The 23,566-nt window shown below is 70.1% G+C and carries 29 protein-coding genes; 11 read left to right on the top strand and 18 right to left on the bottom strand.

The genetic code is table 11. The annotated features are described in order from the left end of the window. Window positions 1-9 precede the first annotated feature (9 nt). From OH802_RS23245 to OH802_RS23270, 6 genes are read right to left on the bottom strand one after another with little or no spacing between them, the layout of a single operon-like run. A complete protein-coding gene (locus tag OH802_RS23245; protein ID WP_406022542.1) occupies window positions 10-996 on the bottom strand; it encodes a cyclase family protein in 987 nt (328 codons plus the stop codon). Then, on the bottom strand, window positions 993-2,165 hold the full coding sequence (locus tag OH802_RS23250) for an alpha/beta hydrolase family protein (protein WP_406022544.1): 1,173 nt from the start codon (window positions 2,163-2,165) through the stop codon (window positions 993-995). Before OH802_RS23250 ends, OH802_RS23245 begins: the two co-directional genes overlap by 4 nt. 27 nt (window positions 2,166-2,192) lie before the next feature. Further along, complete coding sequence (locus OH802_RS23255; protein WP_406022546.1) at window positions 2,193-2,909, bottom strand: SDR family NAD(P)-dependent oxidoreductase; 717 nt, start codon at window positions 2,907-2,909, stop codon at window positions 2,193-2,195. Then, window positions 2,906-3,895 (bottom strand): fumarylacetoacetate hydrolase family protein, encoded by a 990-nt coding sequence (locus OH802_RS23260; RefSeq protein ID WP_406022548.1) that lies wholly within the window; start codon window positions 3,893-3,895, stop codon window positions 2,906-2,908. Before OH802_RS23260 ends, OH802_RS23255 begins: the two co-directional genes overlap by 4 nt. A 9-nt stretch (window positions 3,896-3,904) precedes the next feature. After that, window positions 3,905-4,882, bottom strand: coding sequence for a VOC family protein (locus OH802_RS23265; protein ID WP_406022550.1), 978 nt, complete (start codon window positions 4,880-4,882; stop codon window positions 3,905-3,907). Between the two features lie 26 nt (window positions 4,883-4,908). Continuing rightward, window positions 4,909-6,036 (bottom strand): FAD-dependent monooxygenase, encoded by a 1,128-nt coding sequence (locus tag OH802_RS23270; RefSeq protein ID WP_406022552.1) that lies wholly within the window; start codon window positions 6,034-6,036, stop codon window positions 4,909-4,911. A 116-nt stretch (window positions 6,037-6,152) separates the two neighbouring features. Here OH802_RS23270 and OH802_RS23275 point away from each other — a divergent pair, with 116 nt between their 5' ends. The 5 genes from OH802_RS23275 (at window position 6,153) to OH802_RS23295 (ending at window position 12,118) form a co-directional block, all read left to right on the top strand. Then, window positions 6,153-7,079, top strand: a complete 927-nt coding sequence (locus tag OH802_RS23275) for a LysR family transcriptional regulator (RefSeq protein ID WP_406022553.1) — start codon at window positions 6,153-6,155, stop codon at window positions 7,077-7,079. Window positions 7,080-7,201: 122 nt separating this feature from the next. Next, complete coding sequence (locus tag OH802_RS23280) at window positions 7,202-8,392, top strand: MFS transporter (RefSeq protein WP_406022555.1); 1,191 nt, start codon at window positions 7,202-7,204, stop codon at window positions 8,390-8,392. 17 nt (window positions 8,393-8,409) lie between these two features. Further along, entirely contained in the window at window positions 8,410-9,612 is a 1,203-nt protein-coding gene (locus OH802_RS23285) for an MBL fold metallo-hydrolase (protein ID WP_406022557.1), read from the top strand. Between the two features lie 62 nt (window positions 9,613-9,674). Next, window positions 9,675-10,397 carry an LppX_LprAFG lipoprotein gene (locus OH802_RS23290; RefSeq protein ID WP_406022559.1) on the top strand — a complete coding sequence of 241 codons (723 nt, stop codon included), beginning with the start codon at window positions 9,675-9,677 and terminating at the stop codon, window positions 10,395-10,397. Further along, window positions 10,394-12,118 (top strand): MFS transporter, encoded by a 1,725-nt coding sequence (locus OH802_RS23295; protein ID WP_406022561.1) that lies wholly within the window; start codon window positions 10,394-10,396, stop codon window positions 12,116-12,118. Before OH802_RS23290 ends, OH802_RS23295 begins: the two co-directional genes overlap by 4 nt. Here the strand turns inward: OH802_RS23295 and OH802_RS23300 are convergent. After that, on the bottom strand, window positions 12,105-12,665 hold the full coding sequence (locus OH802_RS23300; RefSeq protein WP_406022563.1) for a DUF4188 domain-containing protein: 561 nt from the start codon (window positions 12,663-12,665) through the stop codon (window positions 12,105-12,107). The two genes, OH802_RS23295 and OH802_RS23300, sit on opposite strands and share 14 nt — an antisense overlap. A gap of 44 nt (window positions 12,666-12,709) precedes the next feature. Between OH802_RS23300 and OH802_RS23305 the strand changes: the two genes are divergently transcribed. Beyond that, window positions 12,710-13,390: a MerR family transcriptional regulator gene (locus tag OH802_RS23305; RefSeq protein ID WP_406022565.1), complete on the top strand. Its 681-nt coding sequence runs from the start codon at window positions 12,710-12,712 to the stop codon at window positions 13,388-13,390. 19 nt (window positions 13,391-13,409) lie between these two features. On the opposite strand, the gene OH802_RS23310 is transcribed toward OH802_RS23305, so the two are convergent. The 5 genes from OH802_RS23310 to OH802_RS23330 all read right to left on the bottom strand — a co-directional run bounded on the left by OH802_RS23310 (window position 13,410) and on the right by OH802_RS23330 (window position 16,318). Further along, on the bottom strand, window positions 13,410-13,658 hold the full coding sequence (locus OH802_RS23310; protein ID WP_406022567.1) for a hypothetical protein: 249 nt from the start codon (window positions 13,656-13,658) through the stop codon (window positions 13,410-13,412). Between the two features lie 85 nt (window positions 13,659-13,743). Next, window positions 13,744-13,887: a GPGG-motif small membrane protein gene (locus OH802_RS23315; protein ID WP_328531433.1), complete on the bottom strand. Its 144-nt coding sequence runs from the start codon at window positions 13,885-13,887 to the stop codon at window positions 13,744-13,746. Window positions 13,888-13,925: 38 nt separating this feature from the next. Next, window positions 13,926-14,168 (bottom strand): hypothetical protein, encoded by a 243-nt coding sequence (locus OH802_RS23320; RefSeq protein ID WP_406022569.1) that lies wholly within the window; start codon window positions 14,166-14,168, stop codon window positions 13,926-13,928. A 96-nt stretch (window positions 14,169-14,264) separates the two neighbouring features. After that, window positions 14,265-15,227 carry a glycosyltransferase gene (locus OH802_RS23325; RefSeq protein WP_406022571.1) on the bottom strand — a complete coding sequence of 321 codons (963 nt, stop codon included), beginning with the start codon at window positions 15,225-15,227 and terminating at the stop codon, window positions 14,265-14,267. Continuing rightward, window positions 15,224-16,318, bottom strand: a complete 1,095-nt coding sequence (locus tag OH802_RS23330; protein ID WP_406022573.1) for an NAD-dependent epimerase/dehydratase family protein — start codon at window positions 16,316-16,318, stop codon at window positions 15,224-15,226. The genes OH802_RS23325 and OH802_RS23330 overlap by 4 nt, the downstream gene beginning before the upstream one ends. 180 nt (window positions 16,319-16,498) lie before the next feature. On the opposite strand from OH802_RS23330, the gene OH802_RS23335 reads away from it, so the two are divergent. From OH802_RS23335 to OH802_RS23345, 3 genes are read left to right on the top strand one after another with little or no spacing between them, the layout of a single operon-like run. Then, complete coding sequence (locus OH802_RS23335; RefSeq protein ID WP_406022575.1) at window positions 16,499-17,293, top strand: sigma-70 family RNA polymerase sigma factor; 795 nt, start codon at window positions 16,499-16,501, stop codon at window positions 17,291-17,293. 58 nt (window positions 17,294-17,351) lie between these two features. Next, window positions 17,352-17,576, top strand: a complete 225-nt coding sequence (locus tag OH802_RS23340) for a hypothetical protein (protein ID WP_406022577.1) — start codon at window positions 17,352-17,354, stop codon at window positions 17,574-17,576. Next, complete coding sequence (locus OH802_RS23345; RefSeq protein WP_406022579.1) at window positions 17,573-17,842, top strand: hypothetical protein; 270 nt, start codon at window positions 17,573-17,575, stop codon at window positions 17,840-17,842. The genes OH802_RS23340 and OH802_RS23345 overlap by 4 nt, the downstream gene beginning before the upstream one ends. 92 nt (window positions 17,843-17,934) lie before the next feature. Here the strand turns inward: OH802_RS23345 and OH802_RS23350 are convergent, their stop codons facing one another. From OH802_RS23350 to OH802_RS23365, 4 genes are all read right to left on the bottom strand, one after another. Further along, complete coding sequence (locus tag OH802_RS23350) at window positions 17,935-18,261, bottom strand: plasmid stabilization protein (protein WP_406022580.1); 327 nt, start codon at window positions 18,259-18,261, stop codon at window positions 17,935-17,937. Between the two features lies 1 nt (window position 18,262). Next, window positions 18,263-18,409 carry a hypothetical protein gene (locus OH802_RS23355; RefSeq protein ID WP_355231268.1) on the bottom strand — a complete coding sequence of 49 codons (147 nt, stop codon included), beginning with the start codon at window positions 18,407-18,409 and terminating at the stop codon, window positions 18,263-18,265. A 28-nt stretch (window positions 18,410-18,437) separates the two neighbouring features. After that, window positions 18,438-18,989 carry a sigma-70 family RNA polymerase sigma factor gene (locus OH802_RS23360; protein WP_406022582.1) on the bottom strand — a complete coding sequence of 184 codons (552 nt, stop codon included), beginning with the start codon at window positions 18,987-18,989 and terminating at the stop codon, window positions 18,438-18,440. A 186-nt stretch (window positions 18,990-19,175) separates the two neighbouring features. Further along, window positions 19,176-19,796: a response regulator transcription factor gene (locus tag OH802_RS23365; RefSeq protein ID WP_406022584.1), complete on the bottom strand. Its 621-nt coding sequence runs from the start codon at window positions 19,794-19,796 to the stop codon at window positions 19,176-19,178. A 159-nt stretch (window positions 19,797-19,955) separates the two neighbouring features. Here OH802_RS23365 and OH802_RS23370 point away from each other — a divergent pair, with 159 nt between their 5' ends. Together OH802_RS23370 and OH802_RS23375 are read left to right on the top strand one after the other, a co-directional pair. Continuing rightward, complete coding sequence (locus tag OH802_RS23370; protein WP_406022586.1) at window positions 19,956-20,528, top strand: hemerythrin domain-containing protein; 573 nt, start codon at window positions 19,956-19,958, stop codon at window positions 20,526-20,528. Window positions 20,529-20,594: 66 nt separating this feature from the next. After that, the gene (locus tag OH802_RS23375; protein ID WP_406022588.1) at window positions 20,595-20,792 is read left to right on the top strand and encodes a hypothetical protein; all 198 of its coding nucleotides are present in this window, start codon (window positions 20,595-20,597) and stop codon (window positions 20,790-20,792) included. Window positions 20,793-20,795: 3 nt separating this feature from the next. Here OH802_RS23375 and OH802_RS23380 read toward each other — a convergent pair whose 3' ends face one another. Both OH802_RS23380 and OH802_RS23385 read right to left on the bottom strand, forming a co-directional pair. Further along, entirely contained in the window at window positions 20,796-21,398 is a 603-nt protein-coding gene (locus tag OH802_RS23380; RefSeq protein ID WP_406022590.1) for a dihydrofolate reductase family protein, read from the bottom strand. A 118-nt stretch (window positions 21,399-21,516) separates the two neighbouring features. Beyond that, window positions 21,517-23,553 carry a M3 family metallopeptidase gene (locus OH802_RS23385; RefSeq protein ID WP_406022592.1) on the bottom strand — a complete coding sequence of 679 codons (2,037 nt, stop codon included), beginning with the start codon at window positions 23,551-23,553 and terminating at the stop codon, window positions 21,517-21,519. Window positions 23,554-23,566 lie beyond the last annotated feature (13 nt).

Consider the following 23,566-nt stretch of genomic DNA (forward strand, 5'->3'; position numbering starts at 1 on the left):
TCCACCCCCTCAGCGCAGCGCGATGGGGTTCACCGGGGCGCCGACGGCGCCGGTGACCCGCAGCGGCGCCGCGGTGAGCAGGAAGTCGTAGCGGCCGTCCTCCGCGCAGGCGGAGGCGAGGCCGTCCAGGTCCCACATCTCGCCCAGGAAGAGGCCGAGGTGCGGGATCGCGACCTGATGCAGAGGCTGGAAGGCGTCGTCGAACTCGTTGGGCCGCACCTCGAAACCCCAGGTGTCGGTGGCGATCGCGGCGATCTCGGTGCGGTGCAGCCAGTCGGCGGTGGTGAAGGAGAGGCCGGGGGCCGCTCCCCCGGCATAGCCACCCCAGCCCTCACCTGCGGCGACGCCTCGGCGGGCGCGGGAGAGCTGCCCGGTGCGTACGACGACGATGTCGCCGCGGCCCACGGCCGCGCTGGCACCCTGGGCGGCGATGGTGCGCTCCAGGTGCTCCTCGGTGATGGCGAAGCCGTCGGGGAGCTCTCCGTCGGTGCCGACCGCGCGGCCGACGTCGAGCAGCACCCCGCGGCCGCAGACCACGTCCGCGACCGTCTCGATCCCGGTGACACCGTCGCCCAGCGAGGTGACCACCGACTCCGCCGGACGGCCGTTCCAGGCCCGTCCGTGGTCGAAGATGTGGCCGAGCCCGTCCCACTGGGTCGAGCACTGCAGCGGCATCGCGATGACGTCGTCCGCGCCGCCGATCCCGTGCGGGAACCCCTGGATGCCGGCGACCGCGTCGGTGCCGGTGTCGAGCATGGTGTGCACCGGATTCGTACGCCGCCGCCAGCCGTTCTGCGGGCCGTCCATGTCGAAGGGCAGCGAGAGCGAGTAGGAACGGCCGGTCTGCACCAGCCCCGCAGCCGAGACCCGCTTGGCGTCGGTGAGGAAGTTCATCGTCCCGCGGACGTCGTCCTCGCCCCAGCGCCCCCAGTTGGAGACGCGGGCGACCGTCTTCGCGATCTCGCCTTCGGGATCGCTCCGATCAAGCGAGGTCACGACGCGTCCAGCTCGGCGAACGTGTCGGCGACCCAGTCGGCGATGAAGCCGATGACGTGCGGGAAGTGGTCCAGGCCGATGTGCTCGGTGGCGCCCTCCTCCGGCGTGAAGATCCGCAGCTCGCGCTTGGGGCTGTTGACCGCCTGGTCGTAGGAGCGATGCGCGTAGGAGAGCGGGATCTGGCGGTCGTTCTCCCCGTGGGCGATGAGGAACGGCACGGTGATCTCCTCGACCACGCCGTCGAGGTTCACATCCTCGGCGAAGTCGATGAACGTGTCGATGTCGGGCTGCCCCCACACCCACAGCACGTGGTCCCAGTAGTGCGGCACCGGGTTCTCGCCCTCACGCTGCAGCCGGCGCTTCTGCACCGCGCCCCAGTCGTGGTTGGCACCCCAGGCCACGCACAGCGCCAGCCGCTTCTCGTACGCCGCGGCGCGAGGCGCGTAGTAGCCACCCAGCGACCAGCCCACCAGCCCGATCCGGTCGGCACGGACGTCCGAGCGCGTCTCGAGCCAGTCGACGCAGGCCGCGGCCCAGGCCTCGGTGTCGACGCGCGCGGTGAGGCCGTCCAGACGCAGCGCCTCACCGGCGCCACCGCAGTCGACCATCAGCGTCGAGATACCGCGAGCGGCGAGCTCGGTGTGGACACCGGCGCCGACCATCATCTCCTTGGTCGAGTCCAGGCCGTTCCACACGATCATGACCGGCGCCGCCTCGCCCGCACCGACCGCCGGGTGGAAGTAGGCGGGCAGGCTGGTCTCGCGGCCGTCCTCGACGTACGGGATGGCGACCTTCACCGTCGGCTGGTCGAGCAGCTCGAAGGAGCGGACCAGCAGGTCGACGCTGCGCTGGTACTCGGCGTTGCGGCCGGAGTCCTTCGCGCTCTGCATCCGCTCGGCCTGGGAGACGTAGACGGAGGCGCGGAAGAGCTTCTGCCCGGCCGTACGCCGGTGGCCGGCCTTCTCGGCCTCGCCCGCCTGCTCCTCGAGCTGGTCGGCGACACCGCGCCAGGCGGCCATGAACTCGACGGTGCCCACGTCGGAGCCCTGCGCGGCCAGCTCCTTCAGCGGCCGGCAGGCTCGGTCGACCTCGTCGATCAGGCCGCCGGAGTTGAGCGTGGCGACCACGCCCAGGTTCCAGACGTAGTTGCCGGGAAAGTACTCGAACATCTCTTGTCCTCTTCTCATCGATGAAACTCAGCGCAGGGCGTCGGAGACGGCCTTGGCGCCGGCGTGCGAGGCGACCCCGCCGTCGACGGGGATCTCGGCACCGGTGACGTACGCCGCGCCGTCGCCGAGCAGGAAGACCACGACCGACGCGACCTCCTCGGGCGTGCCGACGCGGCCGAGCGGAGCGGCGGCGACCGAGGCCTTTCGGAACGCAACCGGCGCGGAAGCGGTCATGGCGGTCTCGATGAAGCCCGGGTGTACGGCGTTGACCCGGATCCCGCGCTCCCCCAGCTCGAGCGCCGCGGTGTGCGTGAGCCCGCGAACGGCCCACTTGCTGGTGGTGTAGGCCACCGGGTAGTGCCCCTGCAGCGCGGCGAGCGACCCGATCGTGACGATCGACCCGCCGGCCGGCATCAGCGGCGCCAGCGCCTGGATCCCGAGCAGCGGCCCGAGCACGTTGACGTCGTGGGCGTCGCGCATGTCGGCCACGCTCGCAGCACCGACCCGGGCGCGGCGGGTCACGCCGGCGCAGCTCACCAGCCCATGGACCTGCCCGGTGAGCTCGCCCGCGAGGTCGGCCCAGGCGTCCTCGTCGCGGACGTCGAGGGTCCGTACGCCGGGCGCCGACTCCCGGTCGACACCCACAGCCGTCCCTCCGGCGGCGATGACGGCCTCCGCGACCGCCGCCCCGATTCCCGAGGCCGCTCCGGTGACCACGACCGTACGTCCGGCCAGCGAGCTCATCGGGGCGCCTCGCGAGCAGCCGCTCGTGCGGCACTGTCGCGGCGCCGCACCGGCGGAAGCTCGGGGGCGGGCGACGCGACGCCGACGGTGTTGGTGAGGGTGCCGATCCCCTCGACCTCGAGGGTGACCATGTCACCGGGTTGCAGCGGTTTCGGCTCCTGCGAGCCATGACGGCCCCACAGCTCGGCCAGGCACCCGCCGTTGCCGACGGTGCCCGAGCCGAGGACGTCGCCGGCGACCACGCGGGAGTCGCGGGAGGCGTACGCGATCATCGTCTCGAAGGTCCAGCCGACGTTCGAGAGCCGGTCGCGGCCGACCTCGGCGCCGTTGACCGACACCGTGCACAGCAGGTCGAGGAAGCCGTCCTCGTCGCGGTAAGGCTCCAGCTCGTCGGCCGTCACGATCCACGGCCCGAGCGTGGTCGCGAAGTCCTTGCCCTTGGCCGGCCCGAGACCGACCTGCATCTCGCGGCCCTGCAGGTCACGAGCCGACCAGTCGTTGAAGATCGTGTAGCCGAAGACGTACGCCCCGGCCTCCTCGGGCGGGACCGACCGGCCCTCGGCCCCGACGACGGCGGCGACCTCCAGCTCGAAGTCGCGGGCCGCGCAGGCTGCGGGGAACGGCACCTCCGCGCCCGGTCCGAGGATCGCGTGCGGGTTGGTGAAGTAGAAGGCCGGGGCGTCGTACCAGGCGTCGGGGACGCCGCTGACGCCGTCGACCGAGCGGCGTACGCCCTCGACGTGCTCCTCGAAGGCGACGAAGTCGCGCACCGAGGCCGGCTCCAGCGGCGCCAGCAGCTCGACCTCGGCGAGGTCGATGGCCTCCGCCGCCCGGGCATGGTCGGCGGCGCGGTCGAGCGCCTCGCGGCCGCCGGCGATGAGCGTACGCATCGTGTGCCGGACGGCGAACGGGTGCAGTCCGTCCTCGGTGACCAGGCCGACGCGCGGCACGCCGAGGTCAGGATCGTGGAAGGTTGCCAGCTTCATCGGCCCTCCTCAGACCGGCGGGGCGACGAAGACGCCCTTGTCCGGGTCGTTGAAGGACTTGCCGGCGACCAGCTCGTCCATCGGGTTGGCGGTGCCCCACTGGTCGGAGACCTCCGGGTCGCTGAAGTCGTACAGATGCGGGTGCCAGTTGTCCTCGACGAGCTCCTCGAGCTCGGTGGTGTACTCGACGGTGTTGCCGTGCGGGTCCAGGAAGTAGCTGAAGGTGTTGTTGCCGGCCAGGTGCCGCCCCGGCCCCCAGATCTTCTCCACGCCGGCCCGCAGCAGCCGCCCGGTGCCGCGCATGTACTCGTCCAGGCCGCGCATCTCGAAGGAGGCGTGGTGCAGCGCGACGTGCGGCCCGCGGGCGATCGCGAGGCTGTGGTGGAAGCGGTTCGTACGCAGGAACCACATCATCGAGCCCAGCCGCGGGTGCATCAGGGTGTCGGAGAGCGCGAAGCCGAGGTGGCGCTGGTAGAACGCCACGGTCTGCTCGGGGTTGGGCGAGTTGATGACGACGTGGGAGAGCTTCACCGGGACCGCCTCGCCCTCCTCGATCTTGCGGTGCTGCCGCACGGCGACGTCGCAGGAGACCTCGACCGTTCGTCCGTCGTTGTCGAAGAAGCGGAAGCCGTAGCCGCCGCCCGGCGTCAGCACCGGGCCCGGCTCGCTGACGAGCTTCACCCCGGCACGGCCGAGCCGCTCGGCCATCGCGTCCACGTCGGCCGGGCTGGCCGCGCCGAACGCGATCAGGTCCAGGCGCTTGTCGTCGGCGCGGCGCAGGCGCACGGAGTAGTGCTCCGGGGAGCCCTCCGCGGCCAGGAACGCCAGCCCGCTGTCGGTCGTCTCGGCCTTGAGCTTCCAGGTGTTCGTGTAGAACTCCAGCTGCCGCTCGTAGTCCGGCACGGCCAGGTCGACGTGGCGCAGGTGGGTGATCAACCGCTCGGCGGGCGGGGTCTCGATGGCTGGGTCGATGATGGTCTCGGTCACGGTGTTCTCCTCGTGAGATGGGGTGGTCAGGCGGGCTGGGTGACGAGGGCTGCGACGCGGGCCATCAGCCCGGGTACGTCACCACGCTCGCGCGCCTTCAGCCAGGTGCAGAGCTGGAGCGAGGCCTCGACGACCGCCCGCGCGCGGGGCAGCCGGCGGTCGGTGAGCGCGGGCCAGACGGTGGCCAGGTCGTCGTGGCCGGTGAGGAGCTCGGCGAGCACGGCGGCGTCCTCGAGCGCCTGGGCGGCGCCCTGGGCGAGGGTCGGCGGGCAGCTGTGGGCGGCGTCGCCGATGATCACGACCCGGCCGCGGTTCCAGGGGCCATCGACGACGTGGCTCTCGAAGTGGGTGTGGTTGACCCGCGTCGGGTCGGTCAGCGATCCGCGGATCTCGTCCCAGGGCCCGTGATAGGCCGCCGCGAGCTCGCGCATCACGGCCAGCCCCTCCTCGGCCGACAGACCGCTCCGGTCCTGCGCCGGCTCGACGATGTAGGCGTAGAGACTCTCCTCCGAGGTCGGGCAGTAGCCGGCGATGTAGGACGGTCCGCCGTAGAAGAGGTCGGTGCGGGTGACCTCGGCCGGTCGACGCGTGAACGCTCGCCAGATACCCATGCCCACCGGCTCGGGCTCGACGTCGATGCCGATCGCACGGCGCGTCCACGACCGCACCCCGTCGGCGCCGACGACGACGTCGTAGCGTCCGTGCGACCCGTCCGCGAACGCGACGTCGACGCCGGTCTCGTCCTGAGAGAGCTCGGTCGCGGTGGCCCCGAAGCGCACCTTGGCGCCGGCGACCCTGGCCCTCTCGAGCAGGATCCGGGCCAGGGCGGGGCGGTACATCCCCATCGTGGCGGGCAGGTCCGGACCGCCGGTGCGGTGGTCCTCGAGCTCGACCAGCAGCGTCCCGGCCGGGTCGGGCGCGCGCAGCCCGAGGGTGTCGTACCCGTAGCCCTCGGCGCGCACCTGCTCCCACACGCCGAGGTCGCGCAGCACCCGCAGCGCGTTGCCCTGCAGGGTGATCCCGGAGCCGAGGGCGGAGACGTCCGGCTTGGCCTCGACGAGGTCGACCGAGACGCCCCGCTCGGCGAGCAGGATGGCGGTCGCCGTCCCGGCGGTTCCGGCACCGATGACGAGAACCGAGCTGATGGCGGGCATGAGATCTCCCTGATGTGCGAGATGGTGGAGTGACGAGCACCACTCTGAACGCCATGCAACTATTCGGGAAGAGCAGATTTCCTATCCCGCCTATACACCGCGTTTATAGTCAGACCATGGCGACCGATCCGCTCCGCAACCTCGATCTCAACCTCCTGCTCTCTTTGGATGCGCTGCTCGAGGAGCGCAACGTGACCCGCGCGGCGGCCCGCCTCGGACTGAGCCAGCCCGCGGTCTCGGCCGCACTGCGGCGCCTTCGGCGCCACTTCGGCGACGAGCTCCTCGTCCGCACCGGCAACCGCTACGACCTCACTCCCCTGGCCACCCAGCTGCGCGGGACCACCACGACAGCCCTCGCCGGCGTACGCCGTGTCTTCGAGGCCGAGCCCGGCTTCGACCCGGCGACCTCGACCCGCGAGTTCACGGTGGTCGCCTCCGACTACTCCACGACCGTCCTCGGCGACCACCTCGCCACCGAGCTGGCCCGGGAGGCCCCCGGCGTACGCCTCCGGTTCCAACTGCAGACCCACGGCGACGTCGACCAGGCGCCGGAGTCGCTGCGGCACGTGGACGGGATGGTCCTCCCCCACGGCTTCCTCCAGGACCAGCCCGCGGTCGAACTCCACACCGACGGCTGGGTGCTGGTCGTGTCCGCCGACAACGACGCCGTCGGCGAGACGATCACCATGGAGCAGCTCGCCGAGATGCCCTGGGTCGTCACCCACCACGCCCCGACCGCCTTCACCCCAGCCGTACGCCAGCTCAGCATGATCGGGGTCGAGCCCGACGTCCATGTGGTGACCGAGAGCTTCCTCCCGGTCCCGTTCCTGGTCGCCGGAACCCCGCGCGTCGCCCTCCTGCAGCGCCAGCTCGCGACCCGGCTGGCGGGTGCCGCCGGCGTACGCATCCTCGACTGCCCGTGGGACGTGGTCCCACTGAAGGAGGCGTTCTGGTGGCACCCCGCCCATCGCGCGGACCCGGCGCACGGCTGGCTGCGCCGGATGATGACGCTCGCCGCCGCGCGGCTGGAGCAGTCGGACTGACCTTCGGGTATCGACGGGGCTGATACCCGGCAGAAGCAGGTTTGGCTTCCGCAATACCTCCTGGATCTCCCACGATTCTGTGACTGCTGTCACACGATCTCGGCCTGATCCATGGAGACCCCATGCCCGACACCATCACGCCCGTCCGGCAAGCCGGACGCACGCAGGGCTTCCTGCTGATGTTCATGAGCTGCCTGCCGATCCTCGGCGCGGTGCTGCTCGCTCCCGTCCTGCCCCGGATGCAGGACCACTTCGGCGACAGCGGCGCCGCGACCGCGCTGGTCCCGCTCTCCCTCACCGTCCCGGCGCTGATGATCGCGCTGCTGGCGCCGTTCGCGGGCCGCATCGTGGACACGTTCGGGCGCAAGCGGCTGCTGCTGACCGGCCTGGCCGTCTACGCGGTCTTCGGTACAGCGCCGCTGTGGCTGGACGGGCTGGCAGCGATCGTGCTCAGCCGGGCCGGGGTCGGCGTCGCCGAGGCGGCGATCATGACCTGCTGCACCACGCTGATCTCGGACTACTTCAGCGGCACCGAACGCGACCGCTGGCTGGGCATGCAGACCGTGTTCGCGTCACTGTCGGCCACCTTGTTCTTCGCGCTCGGCGGGGCGCTGGGTGCCCAGGACTGGCGCAACCCGTTCTGGCTCTACGCCTCCAGCCTGGTCTTCCTCGCCCTCGCCGCGGCGCTCATCTGGCCGCCCGCCGGCGAGTCCACTTCCGCCGATGAGCACGCCCCGCTGCCGCCGCTGCCCACCCGCGCCCTCGCGCTGCCGTGCGCTGTCACGGTCGTCGGTGGCATCGTCTTCTACACCCCGATCGTGGAGCTCCCCTACGTGCTCGACGCGGCCGGGATCACCGCCGTCCCCGCCATCGGCGCGTTCGCGGCGCTCGCCTCCCTCGCCACAGCCGGTGGGGCGTACACCTTCGGCCGGGTCTCCGGCCGCGGCACCGCCACGCTGCTGCCGATCGCCTTCGGGCTGGCCGGGGTCGGCCTGGTCGTGCTCGGTGCCACCTCGGTGGTGCCGGTCATCGTGCTCGGCGCGGTCATCGCCTCGGCCGGCACCGGCCTGATGCTGCCCACCCTGCTCGTCTGGGCCCAGTCCGGTCTCACCTTCGAGCAGCGCGGTCGCGGCACCGGCCTGTGGACCGCCGCGCTGTTCCTCGGCGAGTTCGTCTGCCCCCTCCTGGTCGTCGCCTTCACCGGTGCCCTCGGCGGCCTCGGCGCCGCCGTCGTCCTCGTCGGCGCCATCGCGCTTCTCCTCGCCCTCCTCACCCGCCGTGTCCTCACCCGCGACGTCGCCGTCGCCGCCTGATCCAGGAGCCGATCCACATGTGTCATGTCCTCAACGAGGCCGTCGCCTCGATCCCCTCGACCGACCGGCGCCGGCTGCTGTCGATGGTCGGCCTCGGAGCGGTCGGCGCGGTGACCGCGACAGCCCTGGGTACGCCGGCGGCCGCCGCACCCGCGTCCGCGGACTCGACCGAGCGCCGATCGAAGGCACGAACCCGTGTCGTGCTGCTCGGCACGTCAGGCGGCCCGGCCGTGCTCGACGGCGGCCGGCACGGGGTGTCGACCGCGATCGCGTTCGAGGACAAGGTGTACGTCGTCGACCTCGGGGTGGGCGCCTTCGGCCGGCTGCAGCAGAGCGGCCTCGCCCCGGACACCGGCCTGGGTTCCGCCCTCTCCTGGCTGCGCGGCATCTTCTTCACCCACCTGCACAGCGACCACACGGTCGACTGGCCCACGACGTACGCGATCGGGTCGATGAACATCGTCGGGCGCTCCGGCGGGCCGGTCCAGGTGTTCGGCCCGGCGCCCCGGGACACGCTCAGCCGGGTCTTCCCGCCCACCCGGCCGACCCCCGCCCTGGTCAACCCGGACGAGCCGATGCCCGGCATCTCCTCGATGACCGGTCATCTGCGCAACGCGTTCGCCCAGGACTTCAACGACCGGCTCCGCGACAGCAACTTTCCCGACCCGGACACGCTCTTCGAGGTCCACGACATCGACCACTCGGCGCTGTGGACGATCGGCCCGGAAGGCGTCCCGCCGCGGCTCGAGGCGCCGATCCAGGTCTGGAAGGACGGCGAGATCACCGTGACGGCGACGCTCGTCGATCACCATCCCACCGCGCCGGCGTACGGCTATCGCTTCGACACCCCGGACGGGTCGGTCGTGGTCTCCGGCGACACCTGCGTGAGCCAGAACCTCATCGATCTGGCGCGTGGCGCGGACGTCCTGGTCCACGAGGTGATCGACCCCGAGTTCGTCGAGCGGCTCACCGCGGCCCTACCTCCCGAGACCGCCGAGGCGCTCCGCAAGCACCTGCTCGAGTCGCACACAACCATCGAGCAGGTCGGCCGCGACGTCGCCGAACAGGCCGGTGTCGGCACCCTCGCGCTCTCCCATCTGGTCCCCGGCAACAACCCGCCCGCGCGCTGGCGCAAGGCCCAACGGGGCTTCTCGGGAGAGCTCGTCGTCGGCGAGGACCTGATGGTGATCCCGGTCGGCCGCACGCGCTGGAACGGCTGACCCGGCATGGCCAAGGCCACCTCACCACCCACAGGGTTGCGGGACGTGGCATTCTGACCCGCATGCTCAGCTCGATTCTGGGACGGACCCTGCCGCGCCTCGTGTTCGGTCTCATCGCCCTCCTCGCCGCCACGTTGGTGCTCACCTCCTGCGGCGACGAGGACCCGGCCAAGGGACGTACGCCGAAACAGGTGCTCGCGGCGGCGCAGAAGCACCTCGACGAGACGAGCGGGATCAACTTCTCGATCGCCTCCGACGACCTGCCCGAGGGCATCACCACGTTGAAGGCGGCGACCGGGACGCTGACCCGCGAGCCCGCCTTCGAGGGCACGCTGACCGTGCCGGTGATGGGCACGGAGGCGCAGGTCGAGGTGGTCTCGGTCGACGGCGTCGTCTACGCGAAGCTGCCGTTCACGACCGCGTTCCAGGAGCTCGACCCGGCCGACTACGGCGTGCCCGACCCGGCCGCGCTGATCGCCCCGGAGACCGGCATCTCCTCGCTGCTCGCCGCGACCGAGGACGTGAAGATCGGCAAGTCCGTACGCGGCGGCGCCGACAACGACGAGATCCTCTCGACCTACACCGGCACGCTGCCGGACACAGCGGTCCAGAAGATCCTCGCCGGCGCGACCGGCGACTTCGACGTCACCTACATCATCAACGACTCCGACGAGCTCACCGAGGCCACCATCAAGGGCAACTTCAGCGGTGAGGGCGAGGCGGCGTACTCCTACACGATCGACGTGACCGAGTACGGCGTCGAGAAGGAGATCGCCAAGCCGTGAGAGCCGTTCTCTGGCTCGCTGCGATCGCGGTGGCGTTCGCCGCCGCGGACACCTACGTCGTCGTGTTGGCGCTGCCGGACATGATGGCCGGCGTCGGGCTCTCGATCGAGGAGCTGCAGCGGGCCGCGCCGCTGATCTCGGGGTTCCTGCTGGGCTATGTGGCGGTGCTGCCGCTGATCGGGCGCCTCGCCGACCTTCTCGGGCACCTGCCGGTGCTCGTCGGCGGGCTGGTCGTCTTCGCGCTCGGCTCGTTCCTGACGGCCCTGTCGTGGGACCTGGCCGCGATGGTGGTCGGCCGGTTCTTCCAGGGGCTGGGCGGTGGCGCGCTCGTGCCGGCGACCCTCGCGCTCGTCGCGGCGCTCTACCCCGCTGAGCGCCGTGGGGTTCCGCTCGGGCTGGTCTCGGCGGTCCAGGAGCTCGGCTCGGTGCTCGGGCCGCTCATCGGAGCGGCCGTGCTCGCCGTCGCCGACTGGCGCGCGATCTTCGTGCTCAACCTCGTCGTCGGCCTCGTGCTGGCCGTGACGATCCGGCGGCTGGGCCGCTCGGACCCTGGCGCTGCCGCCCGGGGTCGCCCACGACCGGACCTGATCGCGCCGCTGCTGTTGCTGTTCGCCGGCGTCGCGTTCGTGCTGCTGGCGATCGAGCCAACCGCCCTGGTCCAAGACCTGACCTGGGGCGCGCTCTACGTGCCCGCGGCCGGGTCGACGCGCTGGCTGACCCCGCTGGGCCTGGTCACGATCATCGCGACCCTCGGGTTCCTGGTGAAGTGCGGCCTTCGGCCGAACGTACGCCGCGTGCTCGGCCGGATCGCCGCCGAGGTCGACCTCCTCGGGGCGCTGCTGCTCTCGTTCGCCCTGGCCGGGGTGATCCTGGCCTTCGCGACCGCCGACCCCGAGGTGGCGGTCTTCTCGGAGCAGGGCACCTGGTACCTGGTCGCCGGTGGGCTCGCGCTGCTCGGTTTCGTCTTCCACCTGCGCCGCGCGCAGGACCCGATCGTGCCCCGGGGCGCGTTCGCCCGGACGCCGGCGTGGGGCTCGGTGCTGATCTCGTTCTTCGTCGGGGCCGCGCTGGTGGCGGCGCTGATCGACGTACCGCTCTTCGCTCGCACCACGATCTACGGCGACAGCCAGCTGAAGGCGGCCCTGGTGCTGCTCGAGTTCCTGGTCGCGCTGCCGGTGGGCGCCGTGCTGGGTGGCTTCCTGACCAGACGACTGCCGGCGGGCGTGATCGCGGGTGGCGGCATGCTGCTGGCCGCGGTGGCGTTCGTGCTCATGGCGCGCTGGGACGCCGACGCGCTGCGCTCGCTGTCGGCGACCGTCGTGCTCGTCGCGGGCGGCCTCGGCTTCGGCCTCGCCCTGGCGCCGGTCAACGCGGCGATCCTGGCCACGACCGAGCAGTCGATGCACGGCCTGACCACCTCCTTCACCGTGGTGGCCCGCATGGTCGGCATGCTGGTCGGCATCTCGGCGCTGACCACGATCGGCCTGCGCAGCTACTACGCCGCCCAGGCCGACCTGCCGTCGCTGTCGTCGGTGTGCACCGGCGGCGGCATGTGCGAGGACTACCAGGACCTGCTCATCGGAGCCGCCATCGCCCAGGAGCACACCGTCTTCGCCGGCGCCGCGGTCTGCGCCGGGATCGCCGCCCTGCTCTCCGTGGTGCTCCTGCGAGGCGCGCCCACCCGGGCGCTCTCCCCCACCGAGACCGTCACCGCCCTGTAGAGGTCTCGACGTACTCCGGGCGGGTGGAGCCCATCTGTTCGTGGGTCGCGTTCCGCCGCCCCGAAGCCCGTTCGACGACCCCGAGCGCGGCGCCGAGGCCGAAGGCCGGCATGTTGCCGTAGAGCGTCTCGACCTGGTCGGCGGGAACCCGATAGGTCTCGTGCCAGATCCCGATGTCGCCGGTCGAGGCCGCGCGCCGGTTAAAGGCGGCCCAGGCGGGAGCGTGGGTGAGGGACGGGTCCTTGGCGAACCGGCCGAGGTCCTCGACGCTGCGCCAGTACTGCACCGTGAGCAGCACCCTCCCCGACCAGTAGCTGCGCGCCGCGAGCAGCCCGAGATCGGGGGTCTTGGCGAGCTCGGCGAGCATCCGCGGCATCGCGACGAACGCCGGGAACCAGCTGCGCACCTTGTGCCAGCGGTGGATGCGCATCCCGATCAGGAACACGACGACCTCGTCCGTTCCCACCTCGGCGACGCTGTGTCCGGGCGTGACTCCGTCCGGAACGTTCTCAGGAGCCCCTCGATAGCCCCGGGCGATCTTCGACATGGCCGTCCTCCTGACTGGATAGCGTTAGTATCTAGTCTAAGATAGTGCTCCTATCCAGCAACGCCGTCAACCCGTTTCCCGGAGGAACGATGCGGATCTCCGAGCTTGCCGACTCGACCGGCGTGAGCGTCGCGACCATCAAGTACTACGTACGCGAGGGCCTCCTCTCGCCCGGCAGGAAGCTCTCCGAGCGCCTGGCCGACTACGACGACCAGCACGTACGCCGCCTGCGCCTGCTCCGCGTGCTCCGTGATGTCGGCGCCGTCCCCGTCGGGGCGCTCAAGGCACTGGTCGACGCGACCCAGGACCGCACCGCGTCCGTGCACGACATGTTCGGCAAGGCCTGCGACGCGCTCCGTGTCGAGACGAGCGTCCCTGCGGCCCGTGGCGATCACACCCGCGAGCTCGCCGACCAGATCGTCGCGCAGGCGGGATGGACCGAGGTCCGGGCGGATGCCCCCGAGCGCGACCACCTCGCCGGGATCATCGAGGTCATCCTCGACAGCGGTCTGCCCACCGACCCCGAGGGCGCGGCGACCTACCTTCCCCTCGTCGACGCGATCGCTGCCTATGAGCTCGATCAGATCGATGACACCCAGGACCGCGAGGCGATGATGGAGCAGATGGTCCTGGGGCAGGTCGTCCTCGGGGAGTTCCTGCTCTGCCTGCGCCGCTTGGCCCACGAGCACCACAGCGCCCTGCGGTTCGCAGAGCGCCGTGAGTGATCGGACGGGGCGTACGCGCTCAGGAGCCGCTGGTGACCCTGTCCCTCACACCCGTCACGCCGACCGAGTGGGCACAGTGGGCGCAGCAGAACATGTGTTGCTCGTTCTGCACCCCGTGCCCGAGGATGCGGGTGCCGCAGTTGACGCACACGGGCGCGATCACCGCTACAGCACACTCGATCGAGTCGAAGACATGGTGCTCACCCGAGGCCGTCGTCACCTCGAAGCTCTCGTCGTAGTCGTTGCCGCACGTGACGCACTTACCCATGGTTCGGTCCTTTCCTTGCTTCGTACCGGACTTCACGCCGGACGCCACGCGGCCCGGGCCCTCGAGGGCCCGGGCCGCATGGTGTCTAGGTGAAGATGCTCACCCCACCGGGGCCGACCAACAGGCCGACCACGATGAGGACTGCTCCCCATAGGATCTGGCCGCGTACCAGGGCCAGAATGCCGCCGATAACCAGGACTGCCGCGATCAGCCAGAGAATTAGTGCCATTCGATCTCACCTCGGTGTGTAGTTGTTGCGGGGGATGCTCAGACCTTGTCGTCCAAGCGGCTACGGAGCAGGGCCTTCGCCTCCTCGGCGCCCTGCACGGAGTTGGCCTGCGCCCGGATGAACAGGTCCTCCAGGTCGGTGTCCTTCGAGCGGCGCGCGTCCTCGATGTAGGTGTCCAGACGCAGCGCGTTGTCCAGGCATGCCTCGGTGAACCAGATGAGGTTGTAGTCCTTGTCAGGGGTTCCCGTGACTGTTCCGGTCTCAACGCTCCTCATGGTCATGCGGATCACTCCTCATGAGTTCTCTCGTTCGTACGGCCCTCCCGGTACCCACCGGGGGCGTTCCCAAACCTCGAGATCCATCGAGATCGCCGACGATCACGGTGCGGTCCCCGCGACCACCGCGCGCAGCACGTCGTCCCACTCGTCGAGGAACCGGTCGAGGCCATAGCGCTTCCGTGCGTGCCGGCGCCCGATGAGCCCGGCCTCCTCGGCGACGTCTGGATCCTTCATCAGGTGGCGTACGGCCGGGACGATCTCGTCGCGGCGGGTGGTGACGAAGCCGGCCTCGTGCGGCACTGCGAGCGGAGTCTCGGTCGTGGCCAGGGCGACGACCGGCATGCCGAGGTGCATCGCCTCGATCAGCGAGAGGTCGAGCGACGTCCAGCGGCTGAGGTGGACATATACCCGGCGCCGCGGAAGGTGGTCGTGCAGGTCGCGCTGTGGCAGGTCCTCGTACGTCCGCAGACCGTGGTAGGCGGGCAGGCGATCGACGCGCATGCCGAAGACGTCGGCGCCGACGTCCTCGGCCAGCGCCGGGATCAGGTCGGCGCCGACCGAGCGGCCTCGGCGTACCGGATCGTTGACGACCACTCCCGCGCGCTCGATGTCGCCGGTGTAGCGGCGGCCCGGGTCGGGGATGCCGTGTTCGATCACGATGGTCGGGGTGCCGTCGCAGTCCCAGACGAGGTCGTTGAAGCCGGTCACGTGCACGATCGGGATACTGCCGCCCGCCATCGGGTGGCGGGTGTCGGGGAGCGCGCCGGCGGGGGTGTTGTGCTCCAGGTAGACGGCGGGCAGGTCCCGGCCGGGACGCCGTCCACCGAGCCACTTCTCGGCCAGCCCGACCTCGTGCGGACGCTGCAGGACGACGAGGTCGACGTCCTCGTCCGCCAGGGCCTCGGTGGCCACCTCGCGGGCGGCCGCGGGCCACTCGCAGGTGCGAGAGCGCCCTTGCCCGTCGGGGCCGCGGTCGAGGCTGGTCGGGAGGAGGTAGTCATGGCGACCGTGCACGAACGCCGTCGTCCAGGCCTCGCGCACGTGCCAGATCAAGATTCTCATTCACCGTCGGTGCCCGCGAGCACCTTCGGTGATGCGGCCGGGCAGGACAAGTTCCGAGGTGGGGCATACGAGCGGCCCGCCTGCTCACGGCTCGAGCGCGTCTCCTCCATCCACAGAGCCGTACGCTTGAGCCCCTCCTCGAGCTGCATCTCCGGCTCCCAGCCGAGCAGCAGCCGGGCTCGGGTCAGATCGGGGCGGCGTACGTGCGGGTCGTCCGCCGGCAGCGCCACGTGATGGATCCGTGACTCGGACCCGGTCAGCTCGATGATCGTCCGGGCCAGCTCCAGCATGGTGACTTCGTGGTCGCTGCCGATGTTGATCGGTCCCGCCACATCGGCGCAAGCGAGCCGCAGCAGACCCTCGACGGTGTCCTCGACCCAGCACAGCGACCGGGTCTGGGAGCCGTCACCGGCGACCGTCAGCGGCGCCCCGCTCAGAGCCTGGTTGAGGAAGGCCGGCACGACCCGGCCGTCGTCCAGGCTCATCCGCGGACCGTAGGTGTTGAAGAGGCGCGCCACGCCGACGTCGACACCGCGCTCGCGGGCATAGGCCATCGTGGTCGCCTCCGCGAACCGCATGCCCTCGTCGTAGACGCTGCGTACGCCGATCGGGTTGACGTGGCCCCAGTACTCCTCGCGCTGCGGGTGCACCTCGGGCTCCCCGTAGACGTCAGCGGTGGAGGCGAGTACGAACCGGGCGCCGTGGCGGGCGGCCAGCTCGAGGGCGTTGACCGTCCCCTCGCTCGCCACCCGAAGGGTCTCGAGAGGCAGCCGCTGGTAGTGCGCCGGTGAGGCAGGACAGGCCAGATGCATCACCACGTCGACGCCACCGGGGTCGGGGATCGAGTGGCTTGCGTCGGCGATGGTGATCGCGAACCCGGGACGGCCGAAGAGATGCTCGATCTTGTCGGCCGTGCCGGTGAGCAGGTTGTCGACGATCCACACCTGCGCCCCGGCGTCCAGGAGTCGCTCGCTCACCCACGAGCCGACGAACCCGGCCCCGCCCGTGACCAGCACCCGGGCGCCGCACAATGACTCCTCCCAGGCGCGAACCGGATCGTCGAGACCGCTCGTGCCGTCCATCTCGTTCATGGTGCTCCTCCCAGGGCGCGTGTCCGTTCACCTGCACCGGGTACCCGCAGCCATCCGTCACAGCCCAGCCGGGCCGCTTACCACCCGTAGGGGTGGTTGCGCCGTCCACGACCCACACCCGCGGGGGTGAACCTTGCGCCGAAGCCGTTGGGAGACGGCCGAGTCGGGCACTACCTACACATGACGACGACAACTTTCGAGACAGACCTACCCCGAGCCGAGCGACAGCGTCTGACCTCAGAGCTGTTGGCGAAGGCACACACCGCGGAAGGTGAGGAGCAGGACCGGATCCTCGAGGAGGTGATCCTGCTCAACGCCGCGGTCGCCCGCTCGATCGCCCACCGCTACACCGGGCGAGGCATCCCCCGTGCGGACCTGGAGCAGGTGGCGTACATCGCCCTGGTCCGGGCCGCGAAGAGCTTCCACCCCGATCGTGCCGACGACTTCCTCACCTATGCGGTACCCACCATTCGCGGTGAGGTGAAGCGCTGGTTCCGGGACCACGGCTGGACGGTGCGGCCGCCGCGCCCCATCCAGGAGCTGCAGAGCACGCTGCTGCGGATCGGGTCGGAGCGAGGCAACCTGCCCACCTCCGAGCTGGCCGAGATCGCCCACGTGCCGGAACAGAAGGTACGCGAGGCACTCGACGCCCGCGGTTGCTTCACCCCGTCCTCGCTGGACGCCCCGCTGCGCCCCGGCGAGGCGCAGTCCTCGGCCGAGACGACCCTCGGCGACATGCTTCCCGGCATCGACGGCGGACTCGCCGACTGCGAGACCCGTCTGGCCCTGGAGCAGGCGATCCACGTGCTGTGCCCGCGTGACCAGCTCGTGGTGAGGATGCGCTTCATCGAGGACCGTAGCCAGGCAGAGATCGGCGAGGCCATCGGCGTCACCCAGACCCAGGTCTCCCGGATCCTGACCCGGATCATCGACGAGCTGCGCGTGCAGCTCGAAGGCGTAGGAATCGCCGCATGACCCGCACCCACCACGGGTACGGGACACGAAAGCCGACCCCGACACAAGGAGATCTGGCATGACGTACTCAACGATCACCGGCGAGCGCTCCAAGAACGCTCAGCGCTCGCTGTGGAACGGCACGACGCCCAAGACCAAGTGGCAGGAGTCGTCCTGGGGCAAGCGGATCACCGCTGTCGCCGCCTTCGCGGCCCCGATCGTGATCACCGTCGCCACCACCGTCATCCGCAAGAAGGGCACCGACGCTCTGCTGCGAAAGTTCAAGGGAGGGAAGAAGAAGTGAGGACGAAACGCAACCTCTTCACCTTCGCCCTTGGTGGGGTAGCCGGCTACGTCGTCGGCCGCTACCCCGCCGCCACGTACGAGAAGCTACGTGACGGAGCCGGCATCACCATGGGCCTCGCCCGCGAGCGGATCGGCATCATGTCCGAGACCTTCCCGCTCGGGCGCCCCGGCGACCACCGAGCTCCGACCGCGCCGTCTCCGGAGACCGCTGACGGCGTCTTCGAACGGACCTCGACGGCCTACGTCTCCAGGCCGCATCCCTAGCCCTTGGCTGCTTCGACGCGTTCCCCACTGCACTGAATGTTCCCCACCCTCCGGAGGGTGGGGAACATTCAGTGCAGTGGGGAATCTCTCCGCTAGCGCCCAACAGCCTTCTCGAGCTCGGCCTTGCTCATCTTCGAACGCCCCTTGACGTTCTTGTCCTTGGCCTCTTCGTACAGCTGAGCCTTGGTTCGCCCACCCGAGCCGCGGTGGCTGCGTAAGCCACCGCGGCGGCCTGAGGAGATGTCCTTGGTCGAGGTGCGGCTGCGTTCGCGGGACTCTCCCCCGCGGGCGCGCTCCTTGTTCACCGTACGAGCCGCGATCTCCTCGGCGGTGTCCTCGTTCTCACCGCGCTCGAGCAGACCTTCCTTGATGTGCTCGTACTGTCGTTCTCGCTTCTTGCTCCAGGCACGTTGCGGCATCTCAGCTCCTCCTCCTTCTCGGCTGATCGAAGCGCTCCTCGTCATCGGCGACGCGCTTGTTCCGGCGGGCGTCGTAGAGCCAGGCGGCGATGCCGGCCAGGATGACGATCACCCCGATCACGGTGAAGATGACGGCTTGGGTAGTCATGTCTTCCGGTACCCCCCAGATGCATCGGTTACGCGGCGACGGCGACCCGCATCCGGCGAATGATCCGGGCCAGGGCGCGGGAGACCTGCGCCTGGGTGGCACCGATCCGCTCGCCGATCTCGGCCTGAGAAAGACCGTCGACGAAGCGCAGCCGCAGGATCATCAGGTCCGTCTCCCGGAGACCGCCGATCGCCTCCGCGACCAGGACGCGCGCCTCGGCGCGCTCGAAGCCGGGGTCGGACTCCCCCATCTGCTCGAGCAGCTCATCGTCCGCACCTTGCGGACGTACGCAGCGGGCCAGCTCGCGGAAGCAGTGGCGGATCTCGCCCTTGGCCATCGGCACCGCATAGGTCAGGAACTCACCCTCGGCGGGGTCGTAGCGGCGGGCAGCCTTCACCAGCCCCATGTGCGCGGCCTGGCGGAGGTCGTCGGCCTCGACACCGCGGCCCGAGTAGCGGGCGGCGAGTGAACGGGCCACCGGGAGGTGGCGTACGACCAGATCCTCCTGCTGAAGCGGAGCCAGAAGCGGCGAGTCCTGCTGAAGCGGAGGCAACGGCGATGCTTCCTGTGTCCTGTCCATGGTCCGAGTCTTTCGCGCGGACCAGCGAAAAGCGCCGGCTCAGGAGAGAAATGGCCCCCAGGGGTGAGCTCAACCCCCACAGCACACTCACCCCTGGGGGTTAGGACCGCGGTCCCGGGTCCGTTGCCGAGACCGCGGCACCGACAGGGCAATCGTGGTGTCCACCCCCTGCGTGGCCGGCGGCAGTCACCCAGACTGCTCTGTCGATAAGCTATCGGTAACCATCCGGGCCCCAACGGATGCACTCGACTCCAGGGAATTCTCGTCGGGGGGCGCAAACCCGTGGGTGATCGCCCAGCTCACCGCCTGGCTGCGGGTGGTGACGTCGATCTTGCGGTAGGCCTGTCGGATGTGGCTCTTGAGCGTGTTCACGCTCACGACGAGCTTCTCGGCGATCTCCTTGTTGGACAGCCCCTGGGTGATCAGTGCGAGCACCTCGACCTCGCGAGTGCTGAGCCCAGCCACCGTGCTCATCCGGTCCTCGTGCTCGCCGATCGGCTGCCCGGCGGCGGCGAGCTCGATGCTGCGTACGAGCTCACCGGCGTGCACGCTCATCGACACCCAGGCACGGGCTCCCAGCGAATAGGCCTGGGCCCGCAGATCGGGGCGCATGTCGCGGCTGAAGACCAGCACCTCGGCGTCGGTCTCGTGCAGCAGATGCTGCAGGTCGGCGCCGTCGCTCAGGTACAGACCGAAGGTGTCGTAGAGGATCACGTCGACGCCCGGAGCCCGGCTGCGTACCGACGGAAGAGCGGTCACGACCACTCGGTCAGGAAAGTCCGCGAGCATGCTGATGAGCCCGCGCATGACAACCTCCTGCGGACTGACCACCGCGACCCGCAACACCCCCAACCTCATCACATCTGAACCTTCTCAGATCAGTGGTCAATTGGACAGGCGTATGGGCAGAACACGCCGCGGGTACCAGGGCAAATGTCCATACAGATCCTGAGACAGGAGCAGCCCATGTCCCACGTGACCGAAGACCTCAAGAAGGCCTCCGAGCTACCCGACGGCGACGTGGTCAGGATCCTCCTGCAGCAGCACGCCGGCATCCGGCAGCTCTGCGCGACGGTGGCGAACTCCGAGGGCGCGGCCAAGCGCCAGGCGTTCGACGATCTCCGGGTCCTGCTTGCCGTGCACGAGACCGCGGAGCAGATCGTCGTCCACACGGTCACCTCGACCCATGGCAGCGAGACGCTCGCCAAGGCGCTCAACGCCGACGAGAAGGAAGCCCTCGAGATGCTGGCCCGGCTCGAGGAGGTCGGCGTCGACAGCCCCGAGTTCGACGAGACGTTCCCGATCTTCCAGATCGCGGTCGAGCAGCACGCCGAGGAGGAGGAGCGAGTCGAGTTCCCGCTGCTGCTCACCACGATCGACGAGACGTCCCGGCACATGATGGGCAAGCGGCTGAACGCGACCGAGCTCGTCGCACCGACCCACCCTCACCCCGGCTCCGCCGGATCGGTGCCCAAGCAGGTGGCCACGATGCCGTTCCACTCCATCGTCGACCGTGTCAAGGACGCGCTCCGATCGTGACGTGGCACAGTGGATGCTGAACGGCATCGACGACAGCATCGAAGTCTTCAGATGGGAGCAGAGAACATGGTCGAGAAGGAAACCAAGGACCCCGCGACCGGCGCCGACGAGAGCACCGAGGCCCCGATCCCCTTCCCCACCCCGGAGCGGGTCGAGGAGGAAGGCGAGGAGCGCGATCGCCAGGACGAGACCGAGGAAGAGACCTTCCCCGCCAGCGACCCGCAGTCCAGCTGGGCAGGACCCGCAGACCCGCGGGATCGCTGATCCTCAGGCGTTCCAGGCCGAGTGGCCAGGGTCGGCCGGACCCTCGACGCGGTACCGCAGATGCGTCACCCGGTCGCCCTGGACCACCTCGGGATCACTGAGCAGCACCGATGATGCGTACGTCCCGAAGAACGGCTTTCCCCTGCCGATGAGCAACGGTGCGACATCGAGCTGGATCTCGTCCACCAGCCCGGCAGCGAGCGCCTGACCCGCCACCTCGCCGGCGCACAGGCCGATCGGGGTGCCGCCGGCCAGCTCCTTCGCCTTGGCGATGCCCGCCTCGACCGAGGTCTCGAAGTGGTAGCTGGCCTCGGGATGCCACCCCTCCGGCTTGGGCCGGTGGCTGACGACCACCACGTGGTCGCCGGTCGGCGGCTTGCCCTCCCAGCCGTTCGTGATGTCGAAGAGATGGCGTCCGATCACCATCGTCGTCGAGGTCTCCCAGAAGTCGCGTACGTATTCCCACGACGCCTTGGAGATCCGGCCAGCGCCGCCGAGCACCTCGACGTCGCCGTTGTTGTACCAGTCGAACAGGTGCCCCGGCATGTCGTCCTCGTAGCCGATGAACCCGTCGACCGACACGACCGCCTGCATGATCACCGTCATCGTCCCCACCACTCTCCGCTATTCAACCGATTGGTTGACTACCAGGAAAGCCCGAAGCGGCGCCGCTTGTCAACCATGTAGTTGATAAACGGCGCCGCTTGACGGTGATTCGAACGCCTCAGGCGAGGCCGCGACGCTCCAGCAGCGGAGCGATCGGGGCCGGACGGCCGCGCCACTCCGCATAGGACTCCAGCGGGTCCCGAGTGCCGCCGATGCCGATCACATAGCGGACGTACGCCTCGCCGTTCTCCCTGGTAAGGCCGCCGTTCTCCTTGAACCACGCGACCGTGTCGGCGTCGAGGACCTCGGACCAGATGTAGGAGTAGTAGGCCGAGGCGTAGCCACCGAAGATGTGCTTGAAGTACGCCGTGTAGTAGCGGGCCCGCACCGCCGGGTTGTCCAGGCCGACAGCCGAGAGCGCGGCCGCCTCGAACTCCTCGACCGCCTCCGGCGAGGTCGGCACCTCGGCCGGGCCGAGCTCGTGCCAGGCCAGGTCGATGAGCGCTGCGGCCAGGTATTCGGACGTCGCGAACCCCTCGTTGAACGTGGCGGACGCCTCGAGCTTGCCGAGCACGTCGGCCGGGATCGGCTCACCGGTCTCGTGATGCACGGCGTAGTTGGCGAGCACCTCGGGCCACAGCATCCACATCTCGTTGACCTGCGACGGGTACTCGACGAAGTCGCGGTAGACCGACGTCGCCGCGAACCGCGGGTAGGTCGCCCGCGCCAGCAGCCCGTGGAGCGCGTGCCCGAACTCGTGGAAGAGCGTGTTGACCTGGTCGAAGGTGAGCAGCGTCGGCTCCCCCGGCGCCGGCTTGGGCACGTTGAGGTTGTTGGTCACGACCGCCGACGGCTCACCCAGCAGCGTGTTGGCGGTGACGTAGGAGTTCATCCACGCACCGCCCTTCTTCGAGTCCCGGGTGTAGAGGTCGAGCAGGAAGAGCCCGATCGGCTCGCCGTCGCGGGAGACCTCGAAGACGCGTACCTCGGGGTGGTAGCCCTGCAGGTCGGGGCGCTCCTCGAAGGTCAGCCCGTAGAGCCGGCCGGCGGCGAAGAAGACGCCGTCGCGCAGCACCCGGTCGGCCTCGAACCACGGCCGCAGGACGGCCAGGTCGACGTCGTACTCCGAGACCCGGACCTTCTCCGCGTAGAAGGGCCAGTCCCAGGCCTCGATCGTGCTCTGCCCATTTTCTGAGCGAGCCGACGCCTCGAGGGCGGCCTGCTCGGCCCGCGCGTTGCGAGCCGCCGGCGAGGCGAGCCGCTCCAGCATGTCGCGGACGGCCTTCGGGGTGCCGGCCGTGTTGTCGGCGGTCACCAGACCGGCATAGCTGTCGAAGCCGAGCAGCTGCGCCTTCTCGGCCCGCAGCCGCAGCGCGTCGAGCGCGATGCCGCGGGTGTCGTTGGCGTTGCCGCGCGAACCGCGGGCGAGCTGCGCCTCGAACAGCCGCTGCCGCAGCTCTCGGTTCTCCAGCACCGACAGGTAGGGGTGGGCGGTGAACAGGGTCAGCGTGATCAGGAACCTGCCCGCCAGCCCCCTGCCCTCTGCGGCCGCCGCAGCGGCGGAGATCTCCCCCGGGGTCAGCCCGGCGAGCTCCTCGACGGTGTCGACGACCACGGCGAGGTCGTTGGAGTCGGCCTGCGCCGCCTGCCCGAAGGCCGCCTCCAGGCCGGAGATCTCCTGGTTGAGCTCCCGCAGCCGTGCCTTCTCCGCGGGCCCCAGGGCAGCACCGGCGAGCACGAAGTCGCGGTGGTAGCGCTCGACCAGATAGCGGTCCTCGCCCTCCAGCTCGGCCCGCTTCTCATAGACCGCGTTCACCCGGGCGAAGAGCGCGTCGTCGAGGAGCAGCGCGTCGTGGTGGGCCGCCAGCCGCGGAGCGTACGCAGCATGGAGCTCGTCGAGATCGTCGTCGGAGTCCGCGGAGAGCAGCGAGAAGAAGACCCGCAGGACCCGGTCCAGCCGCTCACCGGACCGCTCCAGGGCGACCAGGGTGTTCTCGAACGTCGGCTCCTCGGCCGAGGCCGTGATCGCGGTGAGTGCGGCCAGCTGCTCGGCCATCCCCTGCTCGATCGCCGGGCCGTAGTCCTCGATCGAGATGTCCGCGAAACGGGGCAGGCGGTGGGGCAGGTCACTGGGCTCGAGTAGGGCGTCGATCACATCTCGCACGCTA

This window comes from Nocardioides sp. NBC_00850, assembly GCF_045207335.1.
In the GTDB taxonomy this organism is placed as follows: domain Bacteria; phylum Actinomycetota; class Actinomycetes; order Propionibacteriales; family Nocardioidaceae; genus Nocardioides.